This is a genomic window from Mycolicibacterium vinylchloridicum, from assembly GCF_013404075.1.
GTDB lineage: Bacteria > Actinomycetota > Actinomycetes > Mycobacteriales > Mycobacteriaceae > Mycobacterium > Mycobacterium vinylchloridicum.
Window position 1 is genome coordinate 1 of the sequence record NZ_JACBJQ010000072.1, and the last position, 23,287, is coordinate 23,287.

The window sequence follows — 23,287 nt, forward strand, 5'->3', positions numbered from 1 at the left end:
CCTTCCCAACCAGCGCGTCAACGCCGGTCTTGATCAGAGAACCTTGGACTTCAGATCATCCCCGGGAAGGTGCGCCCACTTTCATGCCGCCCCACCGAGGGTCATCCACAGGTTCTGATCATTGCTCGGAAACAGTCCCAAGCACCTTCTAGGCCGTTTGCAGTCTTGAACGCCGCAATGTCCGCGCCCCTGTCACCGGCTCCACCGAACCGCTTGACCTGAACGTAGCCGGATCTCAGGGCATGCACCCATTCAAGGATGAATAGTTCCCATTGGACGTCGTCGTACAGGGAAATGCGTGCCATGGGCGATATTGGTGGCCCGGACAGCGCGACACCAGTCTCTCCATGTAGGGGTTCTGGTATGTCGCGAAGACCACTAGAGGGACCCCCAGGAGCCTGGCTATCTCCGCTCTGAGCTGCGTTCAACCGACTCTTGCCTCCCGGCGGTCAGGATACGACAAGTCGTAGGATCGCCAGCCGAGACACGACATGCCCCGGCCGGGAGGCTCACGGTTCGCGAGCAGGCATCATGCTGCAGCGTGACGGAAATTCGACGATCGGAGCGGGGACGCTGACCGCCGCTGGTTGGTTGGGACCAATGGCATGGCCATCACCCCGCCACACCGCAGGGGCCGTCACGCCGCAGGGGCGGACTGTGTTGACCGACAGCGCCGTGGCGGCCATCCGGGAGCTGATGAGAAGGGGGCGATGCGCTCCTGCTCACGGCTGAGATGAACCGAACTGTCGTCAGAACTGTCGTCAAACGACCTTCTGAGCACTCAATCGAGTGCTGTTTTGCCTGGTGGAGCTAAGGGGATTCGAACCCCTGACCCCCACACTGCCAGTGTGGTGCGCTACCAGCTGCGCCATAGCCCCAGGTGTGCCCACCGAAGTTACACCACCGGCACCTACGCTTCAAAATCGCTGGTCAGGGCAGCTCGCCCGCGGCCTCCGGGCCCAGCGGTCGCGGCGGGGTGTGCTCCAGCGGCGGGGCATCCCGCGTTTCCGGCGCCAGCAGCCACCCGACCGAGGCCAGGACCAGGATCACGCCGCTGATCGCGAACGCCCACTCGAAGGAGAAATGCTGGGCGATCTCGCCGACGCCGAGGGAGCCGACGATCGAGCCCAGATCCGACATCATCTGGAACGTCGCCACAGCCGTCCCGCCGCGCGCCTTCCCGATGATGTCGGCCACCGCGGCCTGCTGGGGCGAGGTGAACACCCCGGTACCCACGCCCGCGATGAACGCGCCCACCAGGAACACCGGCAGCGACGTCGCCGCCCCGACCACCGCCGTCGTCAGACCGGATGCCGCCAGCCCGACGATCAGCAACGGCCGGCGTCCCGTCCGATCTGACAGCCGCCCGGACGGAATGACCGCCGCCACGTTCCCGGCCGCGAACGTGGCCAGTGCCGCGCCCGCGACCCCCGGTCCGCGATGCAACGCCTCGGTGATGAACAGCGGCACCAGCGCAACCCGCAGCCCGAACGCCGACCACCCGGTGGCGAAGTTGGACAACAGCGCCGCGCGATAGGCCCGGTGGCGCAACGCAACCCGCAGGGTCACCGTCAGCTCGTCGGCCGGAGCCGGTGCCGCCAGATGCGAATGCCGCAAGCTGATGAACACCACGGCGGCGGCGATCAGCAGCGCGACCCCGTAGATGAGGAACGGAGCAGCGAGGCCCAGCCCGGCGGTCAGGCTGCCCATCAGCGGGCCGGCCACCGAGCCCACCAGGAACGCGCTGGAGAACATCCCCGCCACCCGGCCGCGCGCGTCGTGCGGGCTGATCCGGATCATCAACCCCAGCGCGGAGACGAAGAACATCGTCGACCCGATCCCGCCCAGCGCCCGGAACACCAGCAGCTGCCAGTAGGTGTGGGCGAACGCGCACGCGCCCGTGGACAGCGCCACGATGAGCAGGCCGCTGACATAGATGCGCCGCTCCCCCAGTCGCTGCACCAACATGCCCGATGCGGGCGCGAAGACCAGTCGCATCACCGCGAAGGCGGTGATCACAAAGGTCGCAGCGCTGATGCTGACCCCGAAGTTGCGGGCGAACTGCGGAAGCACCGGTGCGACCACGCCATAGCCAAGGGCGATGACCGCATTGGCGGCGATCAGAACCCAGACTTCCCGGGGAAGCTTGGCCTGCGCTTCCGAGGAACAGTCACCTTCGGCGACGGAACTCACGAGATGACTGTATTCACCACCTCACGCGCCGCTTCCTGCACCTCCGCCAGATGCTCGGGGCCTTTGAACGACTCGGCGTAGATCTTGTAGACGTCCTCGGTGCCCGACGGCCGCGCAGCGAACCAGCCGTCGGCAGTGGTCACCTTCAGCCCGCCCAGCGATGCACCGTTGCCCGGCGCGGTGGTCAGCTTGGCGGTGATCGGCTCGCCGGCCAGTTCGGTGGCTGTCACCTGCTCCGGCGACAGCTTGGCCAGCCGCGCCTTCTGCTCCCGGTTGGCCGGGGCGTCGACCCGGGCGTAGATCGGCGCACCGTACTTGGCGGCCAGCTCGGCGTAGCGCTGTGACGGCGACGAACCCGTGACCGCCAGGATCTCCGAGGCCAGTAGCGCCATGATGATGCCGTCCTTGTCGGTGGTCCACACCGAACCGTCACGACGCAGGAACGACGCCCCTGCCGACTCCTCGCCACCGAAACCGATTGTGCCACCGATCAATCCGTCGACGAACCACTTGAAGCCGACCGGCACCTCGATCAACTTGCGACCCAGGCCCGCCACCACCCGGTCGATGATCGATGAACTGACTGCCGTCTTGCCCACCGCAACGCTGGCCGGCCACTCCGGCCGGTGCGAATAGAGGTAGTCGATCGCCACCGCCAGGTAGTGGTTCGGGTTCATCAAGCCGGCGTCCGGGGTGACGATGCCGTGCCGATCGGAGTCGGCGTCGTTGCCGGTGGCGATCTGATAGGAGTCACGGTTGGCGATCAGTGACGCCATCGCGTTCGGTGAGCTGCAGTCCATCCGGATCTTGCCGTCGGTGTCCAGGGTCATGAACCGCCACGTCGCATCGACCAGCGGGTTGACCACGGTCAGATCGAGGTCGTGCCGTTCGGCGATGGCTGCCCAATAGTCCACGCTGGCCCCGCCCAGCGGGTCGGCACCGATGCGGATCTTCTCGGCCCGGATCGCGTGGATGTCCACGACGTTGGGCAGATCCGAGACGTAGGCATCGAGATAGTCGTGGCGCTGAGCGCTGTCCAGCGCGCGGGCCAGCGGAACCCGCTTCACGTCCTTGAGCCCGCCGCGCAGAATCTCGTTGGCGCGCTTGGCAATCGCCCCGGTCGCATCGGTGTCGGCCGGTCCGCCGTTGGGCGGGTTGTACTTGAACCCGCCGTCGCGCGGCGGGTTGTGCGACGGGGTGACGACGATACCGTCGGACAACCCAGAGGTCAGGCCGCGGTTGAACGTCAGGATGGCGTGGCTGACCGCCGGTGTCGGCGTGTAGCGGTCAGCCGAATCGATCATGGCCACAACGTCATTGGCGGCCAGCACCTCCAGCGCGGACACCCAGGCCGGCTCGGACAGCCCGTGGGTGTCACGGCCGATGAACAACGGCCCGGTGGTGCCCTGCCCAGCTCGGTACTCCACAATCGCCTGAGTGGTGGCCAGGATGTGCGCCTCGTTGAACGCCCCGTCCAGACTGGAGCCCCGATGTCCCGACGTGCCGAACACGACCTGCTGGTCGATATCGTCCGGGTCGGGGTTCACCGTGTAGTACGCGGTGACCAGATGGGGCAGATCGACGAGGTCTTCGGGGAGCGCCGGCTGACCGGCGCGGGGGTTAGCCGCCATGACGCCAATTCTGCCTTCCCAAGAGCGATACTTGCTCGCGGATTCATCCACGGTTAAGGGGGATGCCCTTGTTCGGCCATGACAACCGCGAGCTGGCAGCCGTGTTCGTCGGCGGCGCGGTGGGAACTCTCGCGCGCGCGGTCCTGGCGACGGTGTTCGTCGACGATCCGGCGCGCTGGCCGTGGGCGACGTTCGGCGTCAACATCGTGGGCGCATTTCTGCTGGGCTACTTCACCACCCGCCTGCTCGAGCGGCTGCCGCTGTCGAGCTACCGGCGCCCCCTGCTGGGCACCGGGTTGTGCGGCGGGCTGACGACGTTCTCCACCATGCAGGTCGAGACGCTGAAGATGATCGAGCACCACCATTACGGACTTGCGGCCGCCTACACCGTGGTCAGCATCGCCGCGGGTCTGCTGGCGGTGTACATCGCGACCGCCCTGGTGCGCCGCGTCAGGATCCGCGCGTGAGCGTCGCGATCTGGGCCGGGGTGATGCTGATCGGCGGACTGGGCTCGGTCGCACGGTTCATGGTCGACCGCGCGGTCGCCCGCCGGGCCGCGCGGTCCTTCCCGTTCGGCACGCTGGCCGTCAACATCAGTGGTGCGGTACTTCTGGGCTTCGTCTCCGGGCTGACGTTGAGCCATCATGCCGCGCTGCTGGCCGGTACCGCGTTCGTCGGCGCCTACACGACATTCTCGACCTGGATGCTGGAGACTCAGCGGTTGACCGAGGAGCGCCAAATCTGGCCCGCGGTCGCCAATCTCGTCGCCAGCGTTGTCCTGGGTGTCGCCGCGGCGATGCTCGGCCAGTGGATTGCGAGCCTGCTGTGAGCGACACCTACCTGAAACTGACCGCCTTCTTCGGCGAGCGCCAGCGCAAGGGCTCCCGCTTCCTGGCCGAGGCGATGCTCGACCTCTATGCCGAGCGCCAGGTGGCCGACAGTGTGATGCTGCGCGGCATCGCCAGCTTCGGCCCGCGGCACATCATCCGCAGCGACGAGTCGCTGACGCTGTCCGAGGACCCGCCGATCGCGATCGCCGCCATCGACACCGCCGAGACAATCGGCGGGCTGATCGACGACGTCGTCGCCATCACCCCCCGCGGCCTGATCACCTTGGAACGGGCCCGGCGCTACGGCGGCGAACTGCCCCAGGGCGACGACGGGGTCAAACTCACCATCTACGTCGGCCGCCGGCGCCGCATCAACGGCGCGGCCGCCTTCTATGCGGTGTGCGACCTGCTGCACCGTCATCAGTTCGCGGGTGCGACGGTGTACCTCGGCGTGGACGGCACCGCCGACGGTCGACGACGCCGCGCGCGCTTCTTCAGCGGCAATACCGACGTCCCGATCATGATCGTCGCGATCGGCAATGCCGAGCAGGCGCGACGCGCGTTGCCTGAACTCGAAGCGTTGATGGACGAGCCGCTGGTGACGGTCGAACGCATCCAGGTGTGCAAGCGCGACGGCCGACTGTTGGCCCGGCCGCCGGCGCTGCCCGCCGTCGATGCCCACGGCCGCGAACTGCGTCAGAAGCTGACGATCCACACCGACGCCGCCACCCACTATGACGGGGCGCCCGTTCACCGCGCGCTGGTGCGCCGGCTGTGGGAATCGCAGACCGTCGGCGGCGCCACCGTGCTACGCGGCATCTGGGGCTTCCACGGAGACCATAAGCCGCACGGCGACAAGCTGATTCAATACGGTCGCCAGGTGCCGGTGACAACGATCGTCGTCGACACCTCCGAGGTCATCGCGCAGTGTTTCGACATGATCGACGAGGTGACCGGCCGCCACGGTCTGGTCACCTCGGAGATGGTGCCCGCGCTGCTGATACTCGACGGCGACGTACGCCGGGGTGCGACCGATCTGGCCGACTACCAGTACTGATCAGCTGTCGGCGAGGACCGTCAGCAGGATCACCGAGTCGTCGACGGCGTGCAGGCCGTGCCGTTCCCGAGGAACGACCAGCAGGTCGCCTTCGGAGCCCTCCCAGGTCTCGTCCGCGGTGGTCAGCCGGACATTGCCGCGCAGCACCTGCAGCGTCGTCTCCCCTGGGCTGTGATGCTCGCTCAGATCGCGGCCGCCGGCCAGGGCGATCAACGTCTGGCGCAGCTGGTGATCGTGGCCGCCGTGCACGGTGTGTGCGGCGCGCCCGCTGTTCGACGTGCGGGCCGCGGCCAGGTGCTCGTCGGCGAGCCGGGACAGTGAAACCGAGTCCATGACATCCTCCAGTTCTCAAACAGTAAGCAGCAGAACGCCACCCGTAAGTAGCGCCACTACCTTGACAACTTCGACCACTACGTACACGTAGTGCGCGTTCGACCGTCCGCCCTCCGCCTGGCTCGCGTCGGCCAGCACGGCATCGGAGCGCCGGGTCAGGGCCGGGCGGACAAGCAGCACCTGGATCAACAGCGCGGCGATGGCCACCAACGCCGCGACGATGACACCGGTAGCGGGCGTGCCGATCACCAGGGCGACGACGATCACCGCGGCCAGTACGGCTTCGCACGCGTTGAGCGCACGGAAGACGAGCCGGCCGATACCCAGGCCGAGCGGGATGGTGACCCCGGGAGCGCGAAACTTCAGCGGCGCCTCCAGGAACGAGATGGCCAGAACCATGCCCAGCCACACGAATACCGCCGCCACCGCGACCGCAGTCCAGTGCTGCACAGCCCCTCCTACTGCCAATCCCCGGCCAGCTCGGCCACCCAGGCCCCGGCGAGCGCCGGGTCTCGCGGAGGCGAGGCGACCAGGACGAGCTCGTCGACGCCCAACTCTGCCAGACGGCTCGCCTCCGATGGGTCCGGTTGGCGCAGCGCGACGGCAACCCGCAATTGCGCCGGGTCGCGCCCTGCGTCCGCGCAGAGTCGACGCAATGTCCCCACCCTCGCCGCGACGTCGTCGACATCGAGCAGGTTGAAGCCGTACCAGCCGTCACCCCATTGCGCGACCCGGCGCAATGCCGCATCACTGTTGCCACCGCACAGGATCGGGATCGCCCGCGCACGCGGTTTGGGGTTGACCCGGATCGCCTCGAAATCGATGAATTCTCCTGCGTACGAGGCGATATCGTTGCCCCAGATGGTCCGCATCGCAGCCACGTACTCGGCGGTGCGGGCGGATCGTCGCTCGAACGGAATACCCAGAGCATCGAATTCCTCACGGGACCAACCGATTCCGATGCCCAGCGAGAGTCGGCCACCACTGAGCTTGTCCAGGCTTGCGGCCTGCTTGGCCACGATCACCGGATTGTGCTCGGGCAGCAACAGTACGCCGGTTGCAAGGCCGATCGTCGTCGTCGCGGCCGCGGCGAACGACAAGCCGATCATCGGGTCGATCCAGTCCGCGTCGGCCGGCACGGCGATCTTGCCGTCGTCGGCATACGGGTAGCGCGACGCGGAGTCGTCGACCATCACGACATGCTCCCCGGCCCACAACGTCGCGAAGCCGCTCTGTTCGGCGGCAACGGCGACCGCTTGGATCACCGCGGGTTCAGCGCCGGTGCCGATACCCAGAGCGTGCAACCCGAGTCGCATACTGCGCATCATCGCACGCGCCATGATGGTCGCTATGGACGATGACCAGGCAGCGACGCTGCAGCGGTGGGAGGACGCCGGTGCGCACTGGGCCGTGATCGACCGTCACGCCGATTCGGTGACCGTCGGTCTGTATCGCTGTGACGGTGGCGAGGAGGTCGACAGATTCACCTCAGCCGACCCGGCACTACTGGACTTCGTGCGCGATCGCGACGCCAGCTTCTAAAGCTGGATGAAGCCGCCGTTCCACCAGACGCCCCAGGCCGGCAGGTCGGCATTCCAGACCACCGGAAGCCAGGGCGCCCACGGGGGCGGCGGCGGTGCGGGTGGCGCCCAGACGGGCACCACGTTGTCGTAGTCGGCACGGTGGCCAGGCGGGGGCAGATAGCCCTGTCCCGGCGGGAGGGGATTACCCGGCCCGCCGGGAACCCACGGCGGCCCGGGCGGCGGGTGCGGATCGGCCTGAGCCACACCCGCCCCGGCAGCCAACGCCACAGCGGAGACAACGGCCGCGACCGCCAGCTTGGAAGTCATTGTGAGCGTCATAGCGAGAATGTCTGTACCCGGTCGACCGGGTCCGGTAAACACATCAACATGCGCACCATGGCTCGGGGCGCGGTGGTCGGACTTGCCGCCGCCGCGTTGACCGGCTGCGGCGGAACCAGCTACACCACACCCACGCTGACCACCACAAACATCTCCGCCACGACCACGACCACGGCGGCGATCACTCCGACCGCGCAACCGCAGACAGTCAAGTGGGTGGACCTCAAGGCCGGCGAGTGCCTGGCCGACCCGCCACCGGCCGATCCGGCGGTGGTGATGGTCAGCGTCGTCGACTGTGGGGGTCCCCATCTGGCCGAGACCTATCTGCGCGCGCCGATCCCGGTGAATGCGGCCCTGGCCGACATCGCCACCGGTGCGTGCGCGACCGGATTCCAGCACTACACCGGCGCTGAGCAGGCGGCGGGCCAATACACCACCACCTACCTCATCGACTCTGACCAGGACCGGACATCCGACAACCCGTACCCGAGCACAGTGATCTGCCTGCTGCAGAGCGCCGACGGGAAGCCGCTGACCGGCACGGCGCACCGCTGATGAGACCCCGCTACCGACACGAGTCGATTCCAGCCGGTAGGGTTGGGATGTTGTCGAATGAATACAACGGTCAAAGCGCGGCCAACCTGAATACAAGGATCTGATGGCCATGCGCGCACCCTATGACCCACGGGGATTGAACCCCGCCGGCTTTGCCGGCGCCAACAAGCGACCAATCTCGCTGCTCCTGATCGAGGACGATCGCGGCGACGCCATCCTGGTCGAAGAGCTGATCGACGACGCAGGCGCTGACATCACGGTGCAGTGGGCTCCGTCCATCGCCGTTGCTGAAGAAACGCTGGCCGGCGGCCGGCCGGATTGCGTCCTGTTGGATCTCAATCTTCCCGACGCGAACGGCATCTCCGCCGTCGACCGCGTCACCAAACTCGACGCCACGCTGCCGATCGTGGTGCTGACCGGTCTCAACGACGAACACTTCGGGATGTCGGCGATGACGTCCGGCGCACAGGACTACCTCGTCAAGGGCCACGTCGAACCCGAGACGCTGCACCGTTCCCTGCTCTACGCGATCGAACGCAAGCGGGCGGAGCTGACCGCGGTCGACCTGCACACCACGCAGGTGCGCGCCCAGGAAAACGCCCGACTGGAGCGCGCACTGCTGCCCCTGCCGCTGCTCAACGAGGACCCCGGTGTCGAGATCGTCACGCAGTACCGGCCCAGCCGGGAAAACGCGCTGCTCGGCGGTGACTTCTACGACATGGTTCAGACCCCGGACGGCACCGTGCACGTCATGGTCGGCGACGTGGCCGGCCACGGCCCCGACGAGGCCGCGCTCGGCGCCGCGTTACGAATTGCCTGGCGCGCCTTTACTTTTGCCGGCCTGCGCGGCAACGAGAGGATGCGCCGCCTCGAACAGATCCTGCGGGCAGAGCGGGCCGGCTCGGGCATCTTCGCGACGGTGCTCAGCGTGGCGCTCTGGCCCGACGGACGGGGCTTCACCGCTGTGCGCGCCGGCCACCCGGGAATGCTCCTGCACGGACCGGGCACCGTCGACTGGCTCGAACCGCCCGCCGGACCCGCACTGGGCCTGGGCGCCCAGCAATGGCCGCAGAACGAGTTGGAGCTCCCTGAAGGCCACGCGCTGGTGCTGCTCACCGACGGTCTTTTCGAGGGATATTCGGGCATCGGCAACCAGCGACTGGGCGAGGAAGGCCTGTTGGAGCTGGCCCGGTCACTCGCGACATTGCCCGGAGCCGATTTCGTGAAGTCCCTCATCGAAGCGGCCGAAGCATGTGCCCAGTCGCACGGCGGGATCAGCGACGACATCGCGGTACTGCGTGTGGAGCGCACTCGCTGATGAAAGAAGTGGAGGGCACCCGGCTGTCCGGTATGACGGTGCGGGGTTGGCTCAGCCTGGTGCTCGTGGTGGTGGGCCTCGTGGTGCTCGGCGGCGCGCTTGTCGCGGCCGTACTGCTCAACCGGACCGACGAGACGAGCCGGCAGCTGATCGACAACATCCAGCCCGCCCGGGTTGGCGCCTACCGGCTCCAGGCCGCACTACGTGACCAGGAGACCGCGGTTCGCGGCTACGTCATCGGAGCCGACGAACAGTTCCTTGCGCCGTACTACGACGGCCAGAAAACGGAACAGGCTGCCGCGCAGGCCATTCGAGAGCAACTCTCCGGCAGGCCGGAACTGATCGGTGATCTGGATGCGATCGAACAAGCCGCGGCGGCGTGGCGCAGCGGGTACGCCGAGCCGCTGATCGCCAGCGTGACGCCGGGACTGCCGAGCGTGGTGAACAGGGCGAACGCCGAAGCCGGCAAGTCGAAATTCGATTCTCTGAGAGCCCTTTTCGATACCCAGAACCAGCATCTGGCGACCGCGCGCACCGATGCTGTCGATCAGCTCCGCACGGCCCAGGCCTGGCGCGACCGGGCCCTGGGTGTGGTGATCGCCGCCTTCCTCATCACGGGGCTCGTGATCACGATCCTGATTCGCAATGCGGTCACCCGGCCGCTGGAGGCGCTGGCCGCGGCCTGCAGGCGGATCACCGACGGCAGCTTCGGTCAGCACATCGTTCCCCAGGGGCCCAAGGACATTCGCTCGATCGCCGCCGACGTCGAGGACATGCGCCAACGCATCGTCGACGAACTCGACGCATCCAGTGCGGCACGCGCAGAGCTGGACGAACAAGCAGCCGAGTTGCTGCGCTCCAACGCCGAGCTCGAACAATTCGCCTACGTCGCCTCCCACGATCTGCAGGAGCCGCTGCGCAAGGTGGCCTCGTTCTGCCAGCTGCTGGAGAAGCGCTACGGCGACCAGTTCGACGAACGCGGGCAGCAGTACCTCGACTTCGCCGTCGACGGCGCCAAGCGCATGCAGATCCTGATCAACGACCTGTTGACGTTCTCCCGAGTCGGCCGGCTCAACGCCACTTTGGTGGAGGTCAATCTCGATGCCGTGCTGGACGAGGCGATCGCCAACGTGGCCACCTCGATCGCGGAGACCGGCGCCGAGATCACCCGGTCCGGACCGCTGCCGAAGGTGTTGGGCGATCCGACGCTGCTGATCATGCTGTGGCAGAACCTCGTCAGCAACGCCGTCAAGTTCCGCCGTGAGGGCCAGGCTCCCCGAATCAACATCACCTCTGAGCCCGGTTCGGACGACCACGAGGGGCAATGGATGTTCACCTTCGCCGACAACGGAATCGGCATCGCCGACGAGTTCGTCGACAAGGTGTTCGTGATCTTCCAACGTCTTCACGGCCGGGATGCCTACGCAGGCACCGGAATCGGCCTGGCATTGGTCAAGAAGATCGTCGAGCACCACGGTGGGACCATCTGGATCGATACGTCCTACGACGACGGAACCCGATTCCGGTTCACGCTGCCCGCCATCACCGCACCCGAGCACCAGCCCCAATTGGAAGGAACCGCTTCATGACCGAGAACGGTCGCGCGATCGACGTCCTGCTCATCGAGGACGATCCCGGGGACGAGCTGATCACCCGAGAGGCCTTCGAGCACAACAAGCTCAAGAACACGCTGCATGTCGTGCATGACGGCGAGGAGGGTCTGGACTATCTCTACCGGCGCGGACCGTTCGCCGACGCACCGCGACCTGACCTCATCCTGCTCGACCTGAACCTGCCGAAGTACGACGGCCGTCAGCTCCTCGAGAAGATCAAGTCCGACGACGACCTGCGCAGCATCCCGGTCGTGGTGCTCACCACCTCGTCCGCCGAAGAGGACATCCTGCGCAGCTACAAGCTGCACGCCAATGCCTACGTCACCAAGCCGGTCGACCTCGACCAGTTCATGAGTGCGGTCCGCCAGATCGACGAATTCTTCGTCCAGGTGGTCCGGTTGCCGGGCGGCCAGCCCCGCTAGCCGCGGTCAGCAAACCGACTACCCCTTCGGGGGTAGCGATACATCCCGGCGGGGTCTGATCGAATCGACTCCACGGTGCTTGCATGGTGATCGAACTCACCGTCAAGCCAGGAGCACGATCGCCATGGGTTTTTTCAAGGACGCCGACGAACTCGACGAGTACATCGGCGGGGTGTTCCGCGAAGCGGGTGATCATCCCGAATCGGGGCCGAAGCTCAAAGCGGCCAACATCGTCATGCGGGTCATCTACACCGATCCCGACTTCGAGATGACCATGGTCTTTCACGATGACTACCAAGTCATTTCCGGCCCCAACGACGTCAAGCCCGACATCACCCTGCTGATGCGCGGCGATACCGCAGACCAATTCTGGCGCGGCGACTACAACCTGGCAGTCGGCTTGGCGAAGGGTCAGGTCAAGGCCAAAGGTCCGGTCAACAAAATCCTCAAGCTCGTCCCACTCACCAAGCCGTTGTTCCCGATGTACCGCGAGAGGATCGCCAAGAAGGACGACGCGAGTGCCTGAGACGATGCGGGCCGCGGTCTTGCGCGCGCCACACCGCGTCGAAGTCATGGAGGTACCGAGACCGGTGATCGCCAACCCGACGGACATTCTCGTGCGGGTCGAGCGAACCGCGATCTGCGGCACGGACCTTCACCCCTACGAGGGCCGGCTCGAAGCCGAGCCGGACATCATCCTGGGTCACGAGTTTCTGGGCGCCGTCGAAGCTGCCGGCGATGCCGTCACTCAGATGAGCACCGGTGACCGCGTGGTCAGTTCGTGTGTCGTCAGTTGCGGCGCGTGTTATCAGTGCCGTCGCCACCAGCCCGGAAATTGCGCTGGGTCAAGAATTTTCGGTCTCGGTCTGGCATTGGGTGACCTTGACGGTGGCCAGGCCGAATATGTCGTGATCCCGAACGCCGACCTGACCGCGCGCATCATCCCCGACGGCGCCGCGAGCGATGACGACATCCTCTTTGCAGGCGACATCATGACGACCGGCTACGAGGCCGTCGCGCGCGCAATGCGCCCCGGCGACACTGTCGCGATTGTCGGTGCCGGACCTGTGGGACTCTGCGCCGCGATGGCCGCAACCGTTCTGGGGGCGGCTCAGGTCGTCGTCGTGGACAAGATCGACACACGACTCAAAGAGGCTGAAAGCCTTGGCGCGCTGGCGATCAACGCATCGGAGGATGATCCGGCCGATGCGGTGCTCGACCTGACCGGCTGGCGCGGGGCCGACGTCGTCGTCGACGCGGTCGGTCACGAATCGGCTCTCGTGTCCGCGATCTCGCTGGTCCGCGCGGGCGGCGCGCTGTCCATCCCAGGGGTCTACACCGAGGAATCCGTGTCGATTCCGTTCGGTGAGCTCTACCTCAAGGGCGTGACGCTGCACATGGGCGTCGCCCACATCACCGAGTACATCGACGAGGTGCTCGCACTGTCGGCTGCCGGGAAGTTGGACCCCGGCAGGATCGTGTCCCACCGGATGGGCCTTTCGGAGGCCGCCGACGCCTATCGCCTCTTCGAAGCCCGCGAGGCCACCAAAATCGTGCTCGACCCTTGGGTCTGAGCTAGCCCAGAGAGGATCACCATGACCACCTTCGAAGATTCCGAGCTGTCCTTCGACGACGACAGTGATGTCGACCTGGCCCCGACCAATGACGTCGCCGCCACCCGATCGTTCGATGCGTTGAATGTTTCCAGCGACGCGTTCTGGGATCTCGACCTACCCGAGCGTGACCCACTCTTCGCCGAGTTGCGGCACAACCGACCGGTCAGCTGGCAGCCGCCGATCGAGACCGCGGTCTCGCCCGACCCCGACGACCCCGGTTTCTGGGCCGTGGTGCGGCACAAGGACATCACCGAAGTGAGCCAGAACTCTGAGGTGTTCGTATCCCGCTACGGAGTCATGTTCGACACGCTGCCAGCGGTATTCCTCGAGATGGCAATGTCCTTTCTCGCCATGGACAACCCCCAGCACCAGAAGGTGCGCCGGCTGGTGAGTTCGGCGTTCACGGCGCGCCAGATTCAACGGATCGAGCACGACATCGCCTCGCGCGCACAGCGAATCGTTGCTGCTGCGGCGGCGAAAGCCGCCGACGGTGCGGCGATCGATTTTGTCGAGGACATCTCCAAGCATCTACCCGTCGAGATGTTCGGCGATATGTTCGGCGTCCCCGCTGATCTGCGACAGCGGTTCTCACATGCCGCCGACGAGACCCAGGCGTGGGCCGACCCCGATCTTCTTGCCGGCCGCGATCCCGCTGAGGTTCAGGTCGAGGCCGCACTGGTGATCCACGACCTCACCGAGGAATTGATCGCGCAACGGCGCGCCCACCCGACCGAAGATCTGCTGACAAGCCTGGTCCAGGCCGAGATCGACGGCGAGCGTCTCAGTGACTTCGAGATCGGTGCGACGATGGTTCTCTTCGCCGTCGCGGCAACCGACACCACCCGTCACACCGCAAGTTTCGGCGCAAAGGCGCTCGACGACCATCCTGACCAACGGGCGTGGCTGTGGGCTGACTTCGAAGGGCGCATCGGCACGGCAGTGGAAGAATTCCTGCGTTGGGGCTCAGTCGTGCAGACCTTCCGGCGGACCTGCGTCACCGAGTACGAACTGGGCGGACAGAAGATCTTGCCCGGCGACAAGGTCGTGATGATGTACTCCTCGGGCAATCGCGATGACACGGTTTTCGACACGCCGAACGAACTCAACCTGGCCCGAGAACGCAATCCGCACATCGCATTCGGCGGGGGCGGTATTCACTTCTGCCTTGGCAGTCAACTGGCCCGAACAATGCTGAGGTCTCTGTTCCGTGAACTACATTCCCAAATGCCTGATTTCAGCACCGGAACGCCGACGTTGGTGCGGACCAACTTCATTCGCGGTGTGGTGAGCATGCCGATCGATCCCGGTCGGAGCCTTCGCTCACGCACCGTCTGACTGGTAGAGCATCGACACTGCCTCCACCCGGTTGGCGGCACGCAACTTTCGCAAGATGTGCTTCACGTGTTGTTTGACGGTGCCTTCGGAGATGACCAGCTGGGTGGCGATCGCCGCATTGCTCCGTCCCTCGGCCATGAGCTCGAGGATCTGCACCTCACGGGCGGTCAGGACATCGCGCACCGAACGAAGTGCCCGTCGCGTGACCCGGGTGGCCAGCGCGATGTGCGGACCCTCGGCGACGTCCGGCGCCGGCTCGTCCAGCGCGAACTCGCCGGCGGCGTCGGCCCGGTCCCGGCTGTCGTTCGCGGTGTTTCTCAGGACCGAGCTCACCGCCTGCAGTCCTTCGGCCAGGTGCGCCCTACTGAGCGCCACCTGCAGCCCCTTGGCATAGGCGGCCAGCGATTCGCAGTCGGTCCCACCGGTCTGGCGGCCCTGCAGATAACAATCGGCGTGCAACAGGCCGACGACACGATTTCCGGAAACGATCGGAGCCGCGACGTAGGACTGCGATCGCGAGGCGTCCGCGATCGGCCGGTGGACCCGCGCATCACTCTGAACGTCGGTCACGATCATCGCCTCGCGCCGCCGGGCGATCTCAGTCTCATAGAGACCCGGGAAGAGCGGTTGGGGACTGCGCTGGCCGACCTGATTGATTTCGTCGGCCCAACGGGGATCGTCGGCAATGTAAACCGCCTGCGAAATCCACAGGCCGTCAACGATCCGCGAGAGTATCGCGCGGTCGAATCCGAGGTATCGAGTCAGTTGAGGCGCCAGACGCACCAGATCTGCCACCCTCGACGGCGCAGATTCCAGCCGACCCAGTGCCTCACCGAGTTGGCGGGGTACGGCCGTCGCCCGGGCCAATGCGTCATCAGCGAGAGTGAGCCTGCGCAACATCTCCAACACGGCGCCCGCGTGGGGTCGCTCGTCGAGCAGATCGGCAAGCGCTGACCAGGCGCCGTCGAGTACCGCGCGCGCATCGGCGGGACGCGGCTTCCATTGCGGGTCGTCCGCGTCGGCAATCGCACGCAAGCCGTCGAGGACTGCGCGCAGACGCTCCTCGTCGGCGGTCCGCGCCGCGGCCGAAGACCGCCCAGCACTGTGACCCATCGCACGAGAATACACACGACCAGCAGGCCGAATATCGGTATTCCACCAGGCCAGGACGGGCTGGGGAGGCGGAACACCCATGTTCAGGAGCGCCGCGCCGGCTGACCTACCGCCCCCCGGTCAAATCCCTCCAAAGCAAGAGCAATCGACCCCCGTCGTGGTGACGCGGCGGGCGGAGCAGCCGACCACACTGTGCTGCAGCGGACGGCGAGTGGCCTCCGCGCAGGAGGAACGAACAGCCGTGAACTTCATCGACGTCATCGCCATCCTCGATGACTCGGTCGGCGGGCCCGACGCGGACGTAGCGTCCCATGGACCTTTTTGGCGCGGTATCACCCGCGACAGATTCATCACGATGAAGATCGGTGGTCGCCCTCTCGTCATCCCCGGCGACGGCGACAACTCCAACTTGGTGAAATCACTGAGGGGCCAACCGCCGTTCGGCTCCGATCTGCCCCAGCCGCCCGCTGGCGCTCTGATACCAGCGATGCCCGCGTATCTTCCCCTGATCCCGGAGGATGCGATCGCGCGGATCGTGGGGTGGATCGACGACGGCTGCCCGGAACAGTGAGGCCCGTTCTCCCCCCAACGCGGTAGCGATAAAACCCCCTAGTGGGGGCGAATGCGGGGGCGCCCGTGACGAGACTGAGTCACAGATGCCGTCCGCACCGGACTACCGCACTCGATGCAGCTCAAGCACGACAGCAGGAGGAAGCCGTGACCACCACCCAGCAGGCAGATACCGCGATCCTCCCCGAGGAGATAGCACGGCGGATCGTGCTTCCCGAGGGCCACGCCGACCTCGCCGCGCTGCACGAGGCGTACAAGTGGATGCGCCACAACATGCCGGTCGGCAAAGCCGTTGTGGAGGGGTATGACCCGCTGTGGCTGGTCAGCAAGTACGCGGACATCCAGGAAGTCGAGGGCCAGCCGGAGATCTTCAGCGCCGGCGGTGGCGCCAAGCCAGGTTCACACAATCCCATCCTGACGAACCAGGCCGGCGACGAGTTCACCAAGCAACTCCTCGGCGGCAGCCTGCGCCTGATGGACGCCCTGCCCTTCCTCGACCCGCCGGAGCACACGACGGTCAAGAACATCGCGTTCGACTGGTTCAAGCCCATCCAGCTCAAGAAGTGGGAGGACCAGATCCGCGCACTGGCCAACGAGTCCATCGACAAGCTCAAAGGCGTCTCCGCGGGTGACAAACAAATCGATCTCGTCGACGACTGGGCGCTTGGCTTCCCGCTTCATGTCGTGATGACGCTGTTCGGGGTGCCGGCCGAGGACGAACCGCGGATGATGGCGCTGACCCAGGAGTTCTTCGGCACCGCCGACCCCGAGCACCAGCGCGACGACGTCGAACCGCTCAGCCCAGAAGCGATGGCACAGCAATTCGCAAACACCGTCCAGGACTTCTATGGCTACTTCGACACCCTGATCGAAGATCGCCGGGCCAATCCCCGCGACGACCTTGCGACACTCATCTCGGTGGCCACCACCCCCGACGGGGACTACTGGCCGACCGCCTACGCCTACGGCTGGTTCATGGCGATCTGCACCGCCGGACACGACACCACCTCGGCGACGTTGGCGGGCACGTTGCAACAGCTTGCGCTGCATCCTGATGTGCTGGCCAGGATCAGGGCCGACATGACCTTGGTACCCAACCTGATTCAGGAGGGCTTGCGGTACGTCGCGCCGGTCAAGCACTTCATGCGCCGCGCCGACGCCGACTATGAACTGAACGGTCAGCTCATCAAGGCCGGCGACCGGGTGATGCCGCTGTTCCAGTCCGCATGCCGCGACGAGGATCTGTTCACCAACCCCGACGACTTCAATATCGATCGGAAACCCAACAACCACATGGCATTCGGCTTCGGCGGACACACCTGCGTGGGCCAGCATCTGGCCAAGCTGGAACTTCGGGTGATGTTCGAGCAGCTCCTGCCCCGCCTCGACGCGATCGAGGTGCTCGGCCCCGGCAGTGTGACGCACACGAACTTCGTCGGCGGCCTCAAGCACCTGCCCGCGCGGGTGACCGTAGTGTGAGCGGGCGTTGCATACCGCGCTGACGATGTCGAACGCCAGCGTTCACGAGTTCACCGCGGACCTGACCGTCCTGCACCGCTACGTTGCGGCGAACGATGTCGTCGTGTTGACCCTCGCCGCTCCGGATGGCAGGGAGCTCCCACGGTGGCAGCCCGGGGCCCATATCGATCTCGTTCTCGGGGATGGCCTGATCCGCCAGTACTCACTGTGCGGCGACCCGCTGGATTCGGCCCTCTGGCGCGTCGGTGTGTTGCTGGAACCCCACAGCCGCGGAGGCTCGCGCTACGTGCACGACAACCTCCACGAGGGCTCCGTCGTGCGGGTGCGCGGCCCTCGAAATCACTTCCCGCTCGCCGACGCCCGCCGCTACCGCTTCATCGCCGGCGGCATCGGCATCACACCGATACTGGCAATGCTCGAGACTTCCCATCGCGTCGGGAAAGACTGGACGCTGCTGTACGGCGGGCGAAGCAGAGATTCCATGGCATTCGCCGCTGATCTCCTCGAGCGCTATCCCGATCGAGTGACGATATGGCCACAAGACGAATGTGGTCTTCTCGATCTCGACTCGCTACTCGGGGATCCCGAAGACGGTACGGCGGTCTATTGCTGCGGGCCCGAAGCGTTACTCACCGCCGTCGAGCAGCGCTGTGCACCCTGGCCGGGCGGCAGCCTCCACGTGGAACGCTTCGCCGCCAGAGCGGCGGCCACAACCGACCATGCGGCGGCGTTCGACCAGTTCGAGGTGGTATGCCAGCGTTCGGGCATAACCCTGGAAGTGACCCCCGATCAGTCAATCTTGGAACTCATTGAGGAAGCCGGAATTCCGATCACGACGAGCTGCTACGAAGGGGTGTGCGGTACCTGCGAGGCGCGGGTGCTCGACGGAGTGCCGGATCATCGCGACTCGGTACTGAACGACGAGCAGAAGGAATCCGGTGAGGTCATGCTCGTGTGCGTATCGCGGTCACGCAGCCAACGCCTGGTGCTTGACCTGTGACCAACTGGCCGACGAACTGCTGGTACGTCGCCGCGACCTCTGACGAGGTGGCCGATTCGCCAGTCGCTCGCCGGCTGCTCGGCGAGGACGTCATGCTGTGGCGTCGCGCCGATGGACGTCCTGTTGCGTTCGAAAACCGTTGTGCACATAGGGCTTTCCCTCTGTCGCACGGAACAGTCAATGGCGACCGTCTGGTATGCGGATACCACGGCTGTACCTACGATCCGGACGGAATCTGCGTTGCCGTTCCGGCGCAGAGCCGCGTCCCGGCGGGAATGCGCCTTCGAACGTTTCCGGTGGTCGAGATGGCGCCATTCGTCTGGGCCTGGCTGGGCCCACCGCGATCGGCCGCCGGCAGCATGCCTCCGACGCTCCCGTGGGTAGCAGAACCGGAGTGGGAGGCGTTCACATCCACCTGGACCGTCGACGCCAACTACCTGATGGTGCATGAGCACTACCTCGACTTCAGCTACGCCCCGATCGTCCATGCCGGCGACATACCGGATCGGATCCAGGCAATGCCCCCGGCCGGTGACGTCGAGGTCACCGAAACCACGGTGTCCTACGCGCGGGATCTCCCGCCTGCGCCGCTCACCGATTGGGAAGCCGAAACAACGGGACTGCCGCGCACTGTTCGCTATCGACGTCGCGAGATGGGGACGTTCGCGTCGCCAGCCCTGCATCATCAGCGCTGGGATATCCACGCTCCGAGCGGAAGCATCCTGTCCACCAGCAGGATTCACGGAATCACTCCCGCCGCTGCCACGACGACGAATGTATTCATGATCGGCGCCCGTAATTATCGCCTGGGTGAACCCGCCGTCGCGGATCGACTGCACAGGTTCCTGGAAGGTGTTGCAGGGCGAGACAACTCAGTGCTGGAAGTGGCATCGAACCACTCGGGTTACGACAGATGGCAAGCCGGGGTAGAGTTTCAGGCCGACGTACCGGTCATGCGGGCGCGCAGCATCGTCGCCACCATGATCGCCAATGAGCGCGGTTTACCGATCCGCCGATGATCGGCCGTCCGCGGGGCCTGCACTCCTAACTCTTTGGGGGTAGAAAATAGCCCCCATTGAGGAGCAGCAACCACAGCAACGCTCACGATAGCGTTCCGCCATGCCGTCGGTCGTCATCGTTGAACCCAGGCTGCCGACAATTTCGGTGGCGATCCGGGACGGATTTTGCGCAGATATTGACGTTGCCAGCAAAAGCGGCCGGGCTGCCTTGATGCCCCTTTCGGGGGCCTCGTCGTGACAATGACGACCACCCTTGCCAAGCCGGTGCGAGCGTTCGGCGGCTTCATCGGCATGTCGTTGGACACGTTGGTGCAGATGTTCCGCCCGCCGTTCGCATGGCGTGAGTACCTGTTGCAAACCTGGTTCGTCGCCAGGGTTTCGGTGCTCCCTGCGCTGATGCTGACGCTGCCCTATTCGGTGCTGCTCGTGTTCACCTTCAATATCTTGCTGGGCGAGTTCGGCGCGGCCGACTTCTCGGGTACCGGCGCGGCGATCGGGACAGTGAACCAGATCGGCCCGATCGTCACGGTGTTGGTGGTCTCCGGTGCAGGCGCGACTGCCATGTGCGCCGACCTAGGCGCCCGCACCATCCGCGAAGAACTCGACGCACTACGGGTCATGGGTATCAATCCCATTCAGGCACTGGTGGTTCCGCGAGTGCTCGCCGCCACGACGGTGGCGTTGGCACTGTCTGCGACGGTGATTCTGACCGGACTGGCAGGAGCTTACATCTTTTGTGTCTATATCCAGCATGTCTCGCCCGGCGCGTTCGCCGCCGGGATGACGCTGCTGACCGGTATGGGTGACGTGGTGGTATCCCTGACAAAGGCCACGCTATTCGGATTGGCCGCAGGCCTGATCGCCTGTTACAAGGGCATCTCCGTCGGTGGCGGCCCGGCCGGCGTCGGCAACGCCGTCAACGAAACGGTGGTCTTCACATTCATGGTGCTGTTCGCGATCAATGTGATCGTCACAGCCGTCGGCATCCAGTTCACCGTCTCGTGAGGGCCGACACGTGAGCGTCAGCACGCCGAGCAGACTGCACCCCAAGCTGCTTGGCAGTATGCGGGGCGTCGCCGAGGGCTGGAACCGGATCGGAGCTCAGACCCGGTTCTACGTCACGACGCTGGCGGCGATCCCCGACGCGGTGACCCGCTACCACAAGGAACTCCTTCGGCTCATCGCGCAGATGGGGCTGGGCGCGGGGGCACTGGCCGTGGTCGGCGGGACCGTCGCGATCGTGGGTTTCTTGACGATGACCACCGGAGCGCTGGTCGCCGTACAGGGCTACAACCAATTGGCGTCGGTCGGGTTCGAGGCGTTGACGGGCTTCGCTTCGGCTTTCTTCAATGTCCGGCTCATCGTTCCCGGAACGGTGTCCGTGGCGCTGTCGGCCACCATCGGCGCCGGGGCCACCGCGCAGCTCGGCGCGATGCGCATCAACGAGGAGATCGACGCGCTGGAAGTCATCGGCATCCGGGCCGTCACCTATCTGGCCGCGACCAGAGTGCTGGCCGGCGTCATCGTGGTGATCCCCCTGTACTGCATCGCAGTCATGATGGCGTTTCTGGCCGCCCGGACCGGCACTGTCGCGATCTATGGCCAGGGTTCCGGCGTCTACGACCACTACTTCAATACCTTCCTCAACCCGACCGACGTGATCTGGTCGTTCATGCAGTCGGTCGCCATGACCGTCGTGATCATGCTGGTGCACACCTATTACGGATTCACCGCAAAAGGCGGTCCGGCAGGCGTCGGTGAAGCGGTGGGACGCGCGGTACGCACCTCGATGGTGGTCGCGGCGGTCGAAATCGTGATGATCTCGCTGGCCGTATACGGCCAGTCCGGCAACTTCAACCTCGCCGGGTAGCACGTGGAAGCCCGAACTGGTGAGAACCGTCTTCGTGACGGCTGGTGGACGGTCGTCCTTCTGCTGGCGATCGCGCTGTTCTTCTTCGTGACCACGACGGCGTTCGCCGGCACGTTCCGGTCCTACGTCCCGGTCACCCTCACCTCGGACCGCTCCGGACTGGTGATGGAATCCGGCGCGAAGGTCAAGATGCGAGGGGTGCAGGTCGGCCGCGTCGGTGACATCAGCGGTGGGCAGGGCCCGGCGAGTCTGCGCCTGGAAATCGACCCCGATCAGGTTCGCTACATCCCCGCGAACGTCGGCGCCCAGATCAGCTCCACCAGCGCGTTCGGCGCAAAGTTCGTCGATCTGGTTTATCCCCCGGACCCCAGCCCGCAGCGGCTCGCCGCGGGCGCGGTCTTGAAGTCGGCCAACGTCACCACCGAGGTCAACACGGTATTCGAGAACGTGGTCAGCCTTCTGGACATGGTCGACCCGGCAAAACTCAACGCAGTGCTGACCGCTGTGGCCGACGGGGTCCGCGGCCAAGGTCCCCGGATGGGAGAGGCCACCACCGATCTCAATCAGGTGTTGAAGGCACTCAATGATCGCAGCGACACCATCCGCGATGACTGGCGTTCGTTCAAGGAGTTCAACGACACCTATGCCGCGGCCGCACCGGACATCGTCGCGATCCTCAACGCCGGGAGCACCGTCAGCAAGACGATCGCCGACCGGTCGTCGGCTCTGGATGCGTTGTTACTGAACACAATCGGATTCTCCCAGTCCGGCAGAGATCTGCTCGAGACGAGCGGCGACAAGCTTGTCGACGCCGTGAACGTCCTGGAACCGACGACCGCCCTGCTGATGAAGTACAACCCGGTCTATACCTGCTGGCTGCAGGGCGCGACCTGGACGCTCGATCACGGCGCGTACGACGCCTGGGGTGGCAAAGACGGGAAGTCGGCGGTCTTCGATGTCGCCCTGCTCCTCGGCAACGACCCCTACCAGTACCCGGACAACCTGCCGATCGTGGCAGCCAAGGGCGGCCCGGGCGGCAAACCCAGCTGCGGTTCGCTGCCCGATGCCACCAAGAACTTCCCCGTCCGCCAGCTGGTCACCAACACCGGCTGGGGCACCGGCCTTGACCTGCGCCCCAACCCCGGCCTCGGGCACCCGTGCTGGGCCGACTGGTTCCCGGTCACCCGCGCGAACCCGAAGCCGCCCAGCATCCGCCAGTGCCTGCCCGGCCCGGCTCCCGGGCCGGTCGTGCCGCCAGGAATGCCGCCGTTCGGGGCGTCCTGGTACGGACCGGACGGGGTCCCCCTGTGGCCGGGCGTGCCGCCGGCACCTGCCCCCCGCCTCTTATACACTTCTCCGCGCCCACGAGACAAGAGGCACCTCGTATGCCCTCCTCTGCTTGAAAATTAAACTACCCCGCAACCTCTCCGCTCCCTTCACCCTCGCGTCGCCGTCCACCATTCCCCTACCT

The 23,287-nt window shown here is 65.8% G+C and carries 25 protein-coding genes, 1 tRNA gene and 1 pseudogene; 19 read left to right on the forward strand and 8 right to left on the reverse strand.

Features of this window, described 5'->3' with window-relative positions:
• Window positions 1-802: 802 nt before the first annotated feature.
• The 3 genes from HPC46_RS30620 to pgm form a co-directional block, all read right to left on the reverse strand.
• Window positions 803-878: transfer RNA gene (locus tag HPC46_RS30620), tRNA-Ala, on the reverse strand.
• Window positions 879-930: 52 nt separating this feature from the next.
• On the reverse strand, window positions 931-2,193 hold the full coding sequence (locus tag HPC46_RS30625; RefSeq protein WP_179475878.1) for an MFS transporter: 1,263 nt from the start codon (window positions 2,191-2,193) through the stop codon (window positions 931-933).
• Window positions 2,190-3,824: a phosphoglucomutase (alpha-D-glucose-1,6-bisphosphate-dependent) gene (gene pgm, locus HPC46_RS30630; protein ID WP_179475879.1), complete on the reverse strand. Its 1,635-nt coding sequence runs from the start codon at window positions 3,822-3,824 to the stop codon at window positions 2,190-2,192. Before pgm ends, HPC46_RS30625 begins: the two co-directional genes overlap by 4 nt.
• A 62-nt stretch (window positions 3,825-3,886) precedes the next feature.
• Here pgm and crcB (HPC46_RS30635) point away from each other — a divergent pair, with 62 nt between their 5' ends.
• From crcB (HPC46_RS30635) to HPC46_RS30645, 3 genes are read left to right on the forward strand one after another with little or no spacing between them, the layout of a single operon-like run.
• A complete protein-coding gene (gene crcB / locus HPC46_RS30635) occupies window positions 3,887-4,291 on the forward strand; it encodes a fluoride efflux transporter CrcB (RefSeq protein WP_179475880.1) in 405 nt (134 codons plus the stop codon).
• 23 nt (window positions 4,292-4,314) lie between these two features.
• Window positions 4,315-4,653 (forward strand): fluoride efflux transporter CrcB, encoded by a 339-nt coding sequence (gene crcB, locus HPC46_RS30640; RefSeq protein ID WP_218894845.1) that lies wholly within the window; start codon window positions 4,315-4,317, stop codon window positions 4,651-4,653.
• Window positions 4,650-5,711, forward strand: a complete 1,062-nt coding sequence (locus tag HPC46_RS30645) for a putative PII-like signaling protein (RefSeq protein WP_179475882.1) — start codon at window positions 4,650-4,652, stop codon at window positions 5,709-5,711. The genes crcB (HPC46_RS30640) and HPC46_RS30645 overlap by 4 nt, the downstream gene beginning before the upstream one ends.
• Here the strand turns inward: HPC46_RS30645 and HPC46_RS30650 are convergent, their stop codons facing one another.
• Genes HPC46_RS30650 through HPC46_RS30660 form a run of 3 tightly spaced genes read right to left on the reverse strand, consistent with a single transcriptional unit; the run spans window position 5,712 to window position 7,360 of the window.
• Window positions 5,712-6,044, reverse strand: a complete 333-nt coding sequence (locus HPC46_RS30650) for a cupin domain-containing protein (protein ID WP_179475883.1) — start codon at window positions 6,042-6,044, stop codon at window positions 5,712-5,714.
• A 15-nt stretch (window positions 6,045-6,059) separates the two neighbouring features.
• The gene (locus HPC46_RS30655) at window positions 6,060-6,443 is read right to left on the reverse strand and encodes a hypothetical protein (RefSeq protein ID WP_218894847.1); all 384 of its coding nucleotides are present in this window, start codon (window positions 6,441-6,443) and stop codon (window positions 6,060-6,062) included.
• Between the two features lie 59 nt (window positions 6,444-6,502).
• Window positions 6,503-7,360 (reverse strand): LLM class F420-dependent oxidoreductase, encoded by an 858-nt coding sequence (locus HPC46_RS30660; RefSeq protein WP_179475898.1) that lies wholly within the window; start codon window positions 7,358-7,360, stop codon window positions 6,503-6,505.
• Window positions 7,361-7,394: 34 nt separating this feature from the next.
• Here HPC46_RS30660 and HPC46_RS30665 point away from each other — a divergent pair, with 34 nt between their 5' ends.
• On the forward strand, window positions 7,395-7,586 hold the full coding sequence (locus HPC46_RS30665) for a hypothetical protein (protein WP_179475885.1): 192 nt from the start codon (window positions 7,395-7,397) through the stop codon (window positions 7,584-7,586).
• Here the strand turns inward: HPC46_RS30665 and HPC46_RS30670 are convergent.
• On the reverse strand, window positions 7,583-7,894 hold the full coding sequence (locus HPC46_RS30670) for a hypothetical protein (protein WP_407665581.1): 312 nt from the start codon (window positions 7,892-7,894) through the stop codon (window positions 7,583-7,585). The two genes, HPC46_RS30665 and HPC46_RS30670, sit on opposite strands and share 4 nt — an antisense overlap.
• 60 nt (window positions 7,895-7,954) lie before the next feature.
• On the opposite strand from HPC46_RS30670, the gene HPC46_RS30675 reads away from it, so the two are divergent.
• From HPC46_RS30675 to HPC46_RS30705, 7 genes are all read left to right on the forward strand, one after another.
• Window positions 7,955-8,461, forward strand: coding sequence for a hypothetical protein (locus HPC46_RS30675; protein ID WP_233716938.1), 507 nt, complete (start codon window positions 7,955-7,957; stop codon window positions 8,459-8,461).
• A 109-nt stretch (window positions 8,462-8,570) separates the two neighbouring features.
• On the forward strand, window positions 8,571-9,779 hold the full coding sequence (locus HPC46_RS30680) for a PP2C family protein-serine/threonine phosphatase (protein WP_179475887.1): 1,209 nt from the start codon (window positions 8,571-8,573) through the stop codon (window positions 9,777-9,779).
• The gene (locus tag HPC46_RS30685; protein ID WP_179475888.1) at window positions 9,779-11,368 is read left to right on the forward strand and encodes a sensor histidine kinase; all 1,590 of its coding nucleotides are present in this window, start codon (window positions 9,779-9,781) and stop codon (window positions 11,366-11,368) included. Before HPC46_RS30680 ends, HPC46_RS30685 begins: the two co-directional genes overlap by 1 nt.
• Window positions 11,365-11,814, forward strand: coding sequence for a response regulator (locus HPC46_RS30690; protein ID WP_179475889.1), 450 nt, complete (start codon window positions 11,365-11,367; stop codon window positions 11,812-11,814). The genes HPC46_RS30685 and HPC46_RS30690 overlap by 4 nt, the downstream gene beginning before the upstream one ends.
• Before the next feature lie 124 nt (window positions 11,815-11,938).
• A complete protein-coding gene (locus HPC46_RS30695) occupies window positions 11,939-12,340 on the forward strand; it encodes an SCP2 sterol-binding domain-containing protein (RefSeq protein ID WP_005141212.1) in 402 nt (133 codons plus the stop codon).
• Entirely contained in the window at window positions 12,333-13,388 is a 1,056-nt protein-coding gene (locus tag HPC46_RS30700; RefSeq protein WP_325096844.1) for an alcohol dehydrogenase catalytic domain-containing protein, read from the forward strand. Before HPC46_RS30695 ends, HPC46_RS30700 begins: the two co-directional genes overlap by 8 nt.
• A 21-nt stretch (window positions 13,389-13,409) precedes the next feature.
• The gene (locus HPC46_RS30705) at window positions 13,410-14,765 is read left to right on the forward strand and encodes a cytochrome P450 (RefSeq protein ID WP_179475890.1); all 1,356 of its coding nucleotides are present in this window, start codon (window positions 13,410-13,412) and stop codon (window positions 14,763-14,765) included.
• Here HPC46_RS30705 and HPC46_RS30710 read toward each other — a convergent pair.
• Window positions 14,751-15,878 carry a LuxR C-terminal-related transcriptional regulator gene (locus HPC46_RS30710; RefSeq protein WP_179475891.1) on the reverse strand — a complete coding sequence of 376 codons (1,128 nt, stop codon included), beginning with the start codon at window positions 15,876-15,878 and terminating at the stop codon, window positions 14,751-14,753. The two genes, HPC46_RS30705 and HPC46_RS30710, sit on opposite strands and share 15 nt — an antisense overlap.
• A gap of 241 nt (window positions 15,879-16,119) precedes the next feature.
• Here HPC46_RS30710 and HPC46_RS30715 point away from each other — a divergent pair, with 241 nt between their 5' ends.
• The 8 genes and pseudogenes from HPC46_RS30715 (at window position 16,120) to HPC46_RS30745 (ending at window position 23,226) form a co-directional block, all read left to right on the forward strand.
• Window positions 16,120-16,449, forward strand: a complete 330-nt coding sequence (locus HPC46_RS30715) for a hypothetical protein (protein WP_179475892.1) — start codon at window positions 16,120-16,122, stop codon at window positions 16,447-16,449.
• Between the two features lie 146 nt (window positions 16,450-16,595).
• Complete coding sequence (locus HPC46_RS30720; RefSeq protein WP_179475893.1) at window positions 16,596-17,927, forward strand: cytochrome P450; 1,332 nt, start codon at window positions 16,596-16,598, stop codon at window positions 17,925-17,927.
• A 25-nt stretch (window positions 17,928-17,952) separates the two neighbouring features.
• Entirely contained in the window at window positions 17,953-18,927 is a 975-nt protein-coding gene (locus HPC46_RS30725; protein ID WP_179475894.1) for a PDR/VanB family oxidoreductase, read from the forward strand.
• Window positions 18,924-19,184: pseudogene (locus HPC46_RS35660) on the forward strand (Rieske 2Fe-2S domain-containing protein); the annotation flags it as partial. The gene HPC46_RS30725 and the pseudogene HPC46_RS35660, both read left to right, overlap by 4 nt.
• Window positions 19,185-19,232: 48 nt before the next feature.
• Entirely contained in the window at window positions 19,233-19,946 is a 714-nt protein-coding gene (locus HPC46_RS30730; RefSeq protein WP_233716942.1) for a hypothetical protein, read from the forward strand.
• A gap of 240 nt (window positions 19,947-20,186) precedes the next feature.
• Window positions 20,187-20,951, forward strand: coding sequence for an MlaE family ABC transporter permease (locus tag HPC46_RS30735; protein ID WP_179475896.1), 765 nt, complete (start codon window positions 20,187-20,189; stop codon window positions 20,949-20,951).
• A gap of 10 nt (window positions 20,952-20,961) precedes the next feature.
• Window positions 20,962-21,816 carry an ABC transporter permease gene (locus HPC46_RS30740; RefSeq protein WP_179475897.1) on the forward strand — a complete coding sequence of 285 codons (855 nt, stop codon included), beginning with the start codon at window positions 20,962-20,964 and terminating at the stop codon, window positions 21,814-21,816.
• A 3-nt stretch (window positions 21,817-21,819) separates the two neighbouring features.
• A complete protein-coding gene (locus tag HPC46_RS30745) occupies window positions 21,820-23,226 on the forward strand; it encodes an MCE family protein (RefSeq protein WP_325096845.1) in 1,407 nt (468 codons plus the stop codon).
• Window positions 23,227-23,287 lie beyond the last annotated feature (61 nt).

What these genes read in the sequence shown, in the direction of transcription:
- HPC46_RS30685 (WP_179475888.1), top strand. Translation starts at nt 9,779, where the DNA reads ATGAAAGAAGTGGAGGGCACCCGGCTGTCCGGTATGACGGTGCGGGGT.
- crcB (WP_218894845.1), top strand. Translation starts at nt 4,315, where the DNA reads ATGCTGATCGGCGGACTGGGCTCGGTCGCACGGTTCATGGTCGACCGC.
- pgm (WP_179475879.1), bottom strand. Translation starts at nt 3,824, where the DNA reads ATGGCGGCTAACCCCCGCGCCGGTCAGCCGGCGCTCCCCGAAGACCTC.
- HPC46_RS30695 (WP_005141212.1), top strand. Translation starts at nt 11,939, where the DNA reads ATGGGTTTTTTCAAGGACGCCGACGAACTCGACGAGTACATCGGCGGG.
- HPC46_RS30690 (WP_179475889.1), top strand. Translation starts at nt 11,365, where the DNA reads ATGACCGAGAACGGTCGCGCGATCGACGTCCTGCTCATCGAGGACGAT.
- HPC46_RS30665 (WP_179475885.1), top strand. Translation starts at nt 7,395, where the DNA reads ATGGACGATGACCAGGCAGCGACGCTGCAGCGGTGGGAGGACGCCGGT.
- HPC46_RS30705 (WP_179475890.1), top strand. Translation starts at nt 13,410, where the DNA reads ATGACCACCTTCGAAGATTCCGAGCTGTCCTTCGACGACGACAGTGAT.
- HPC46_RS30710 (WP_179475891.1), bottom strand. Translation starts at nt 15,878, where the DNA reads ATGGGTCACAGTGCTGGGCGGTCTTCGGCCGCGGCGCGGACCGCCGAC.
- HPC46_RS30675 (WP_233716938.1), top strand. Translation starts at nt 7,955, where the DNA reads ATGCGCACCATGGCTCGGGGCGCGGTGGTCGGACTTGCCGCCGCCGCG.
- HPC46_RS30670 (WP_407665581.1), bottom strand. Translation starts at nt 7,894, where the DNA reads ATGACTTCCAAGCTGGCGGTCGCGGCCGTTGTCTCCGCTGTGGCGTTG.
- HPC46_RS30730 (WP_233716942.1), top strand. Translation starts at nt 19,233, where the DNA reads ATGGCGCCATTCGTCTGGGCCTGGCTGGGCCCACCGCGATCGGCCGCC.
- crcB (WP_179475880.1), top strand. Translation starts at nt 3,887, where the DNA reads ATGCCCTTGTTCGGCCATGACAACCGCGAGCTGGCAGCCGTGTTCGTC.
- HPC46_RS30735 (WP_179475896.1), top strand. Translation starts at nt 20,187, where the DNA reads ATGACGACCACCCTTGCCAAGCCGGTGCGAGCGTTCGGCGGCTTCATC.
- HPC46_RS30650 (WP_179475883.1), bottom strand. Translation starts at nt 6,044, where the DNA reads ATGGACTCGGTTTCACTGTCCCGGCTCGCCGACGAGCACCTGGCCGCG.
- HPC46_RS30660 (WP_179475898.1), bottom strand. Translation starts at nt 7,360, where the DNA reads ATGCGACTCGGGTTGCACGCTCTGGGTATCGGCACCGGCGCTGAACCC.
- HPC46_RS30680 (WP_179475887.1), top strand. Translation starts at nt 8,571, where the DNA reads ATGCGCGCACCCTATGACCCACGGGGATTGAACCCCGCCGGCTTTGCC.
- HPC46_RS30725 (WP_179475894.1), top strand. Translation starts at nt 17,953, where the DNA reads ATGTCGAACGCCAGCGTTCACGAGTTCACCGCGGACCTGACCGTCCTG.
- HPC46_RS30655 (WP_218894847.1), bottom strand. Translation starts at nt 6,443, where the DNA reads ATGGTTCTGGCCATCTCGTTCCTGGAGGCGCCGCTGAAGTTTCGCGCT.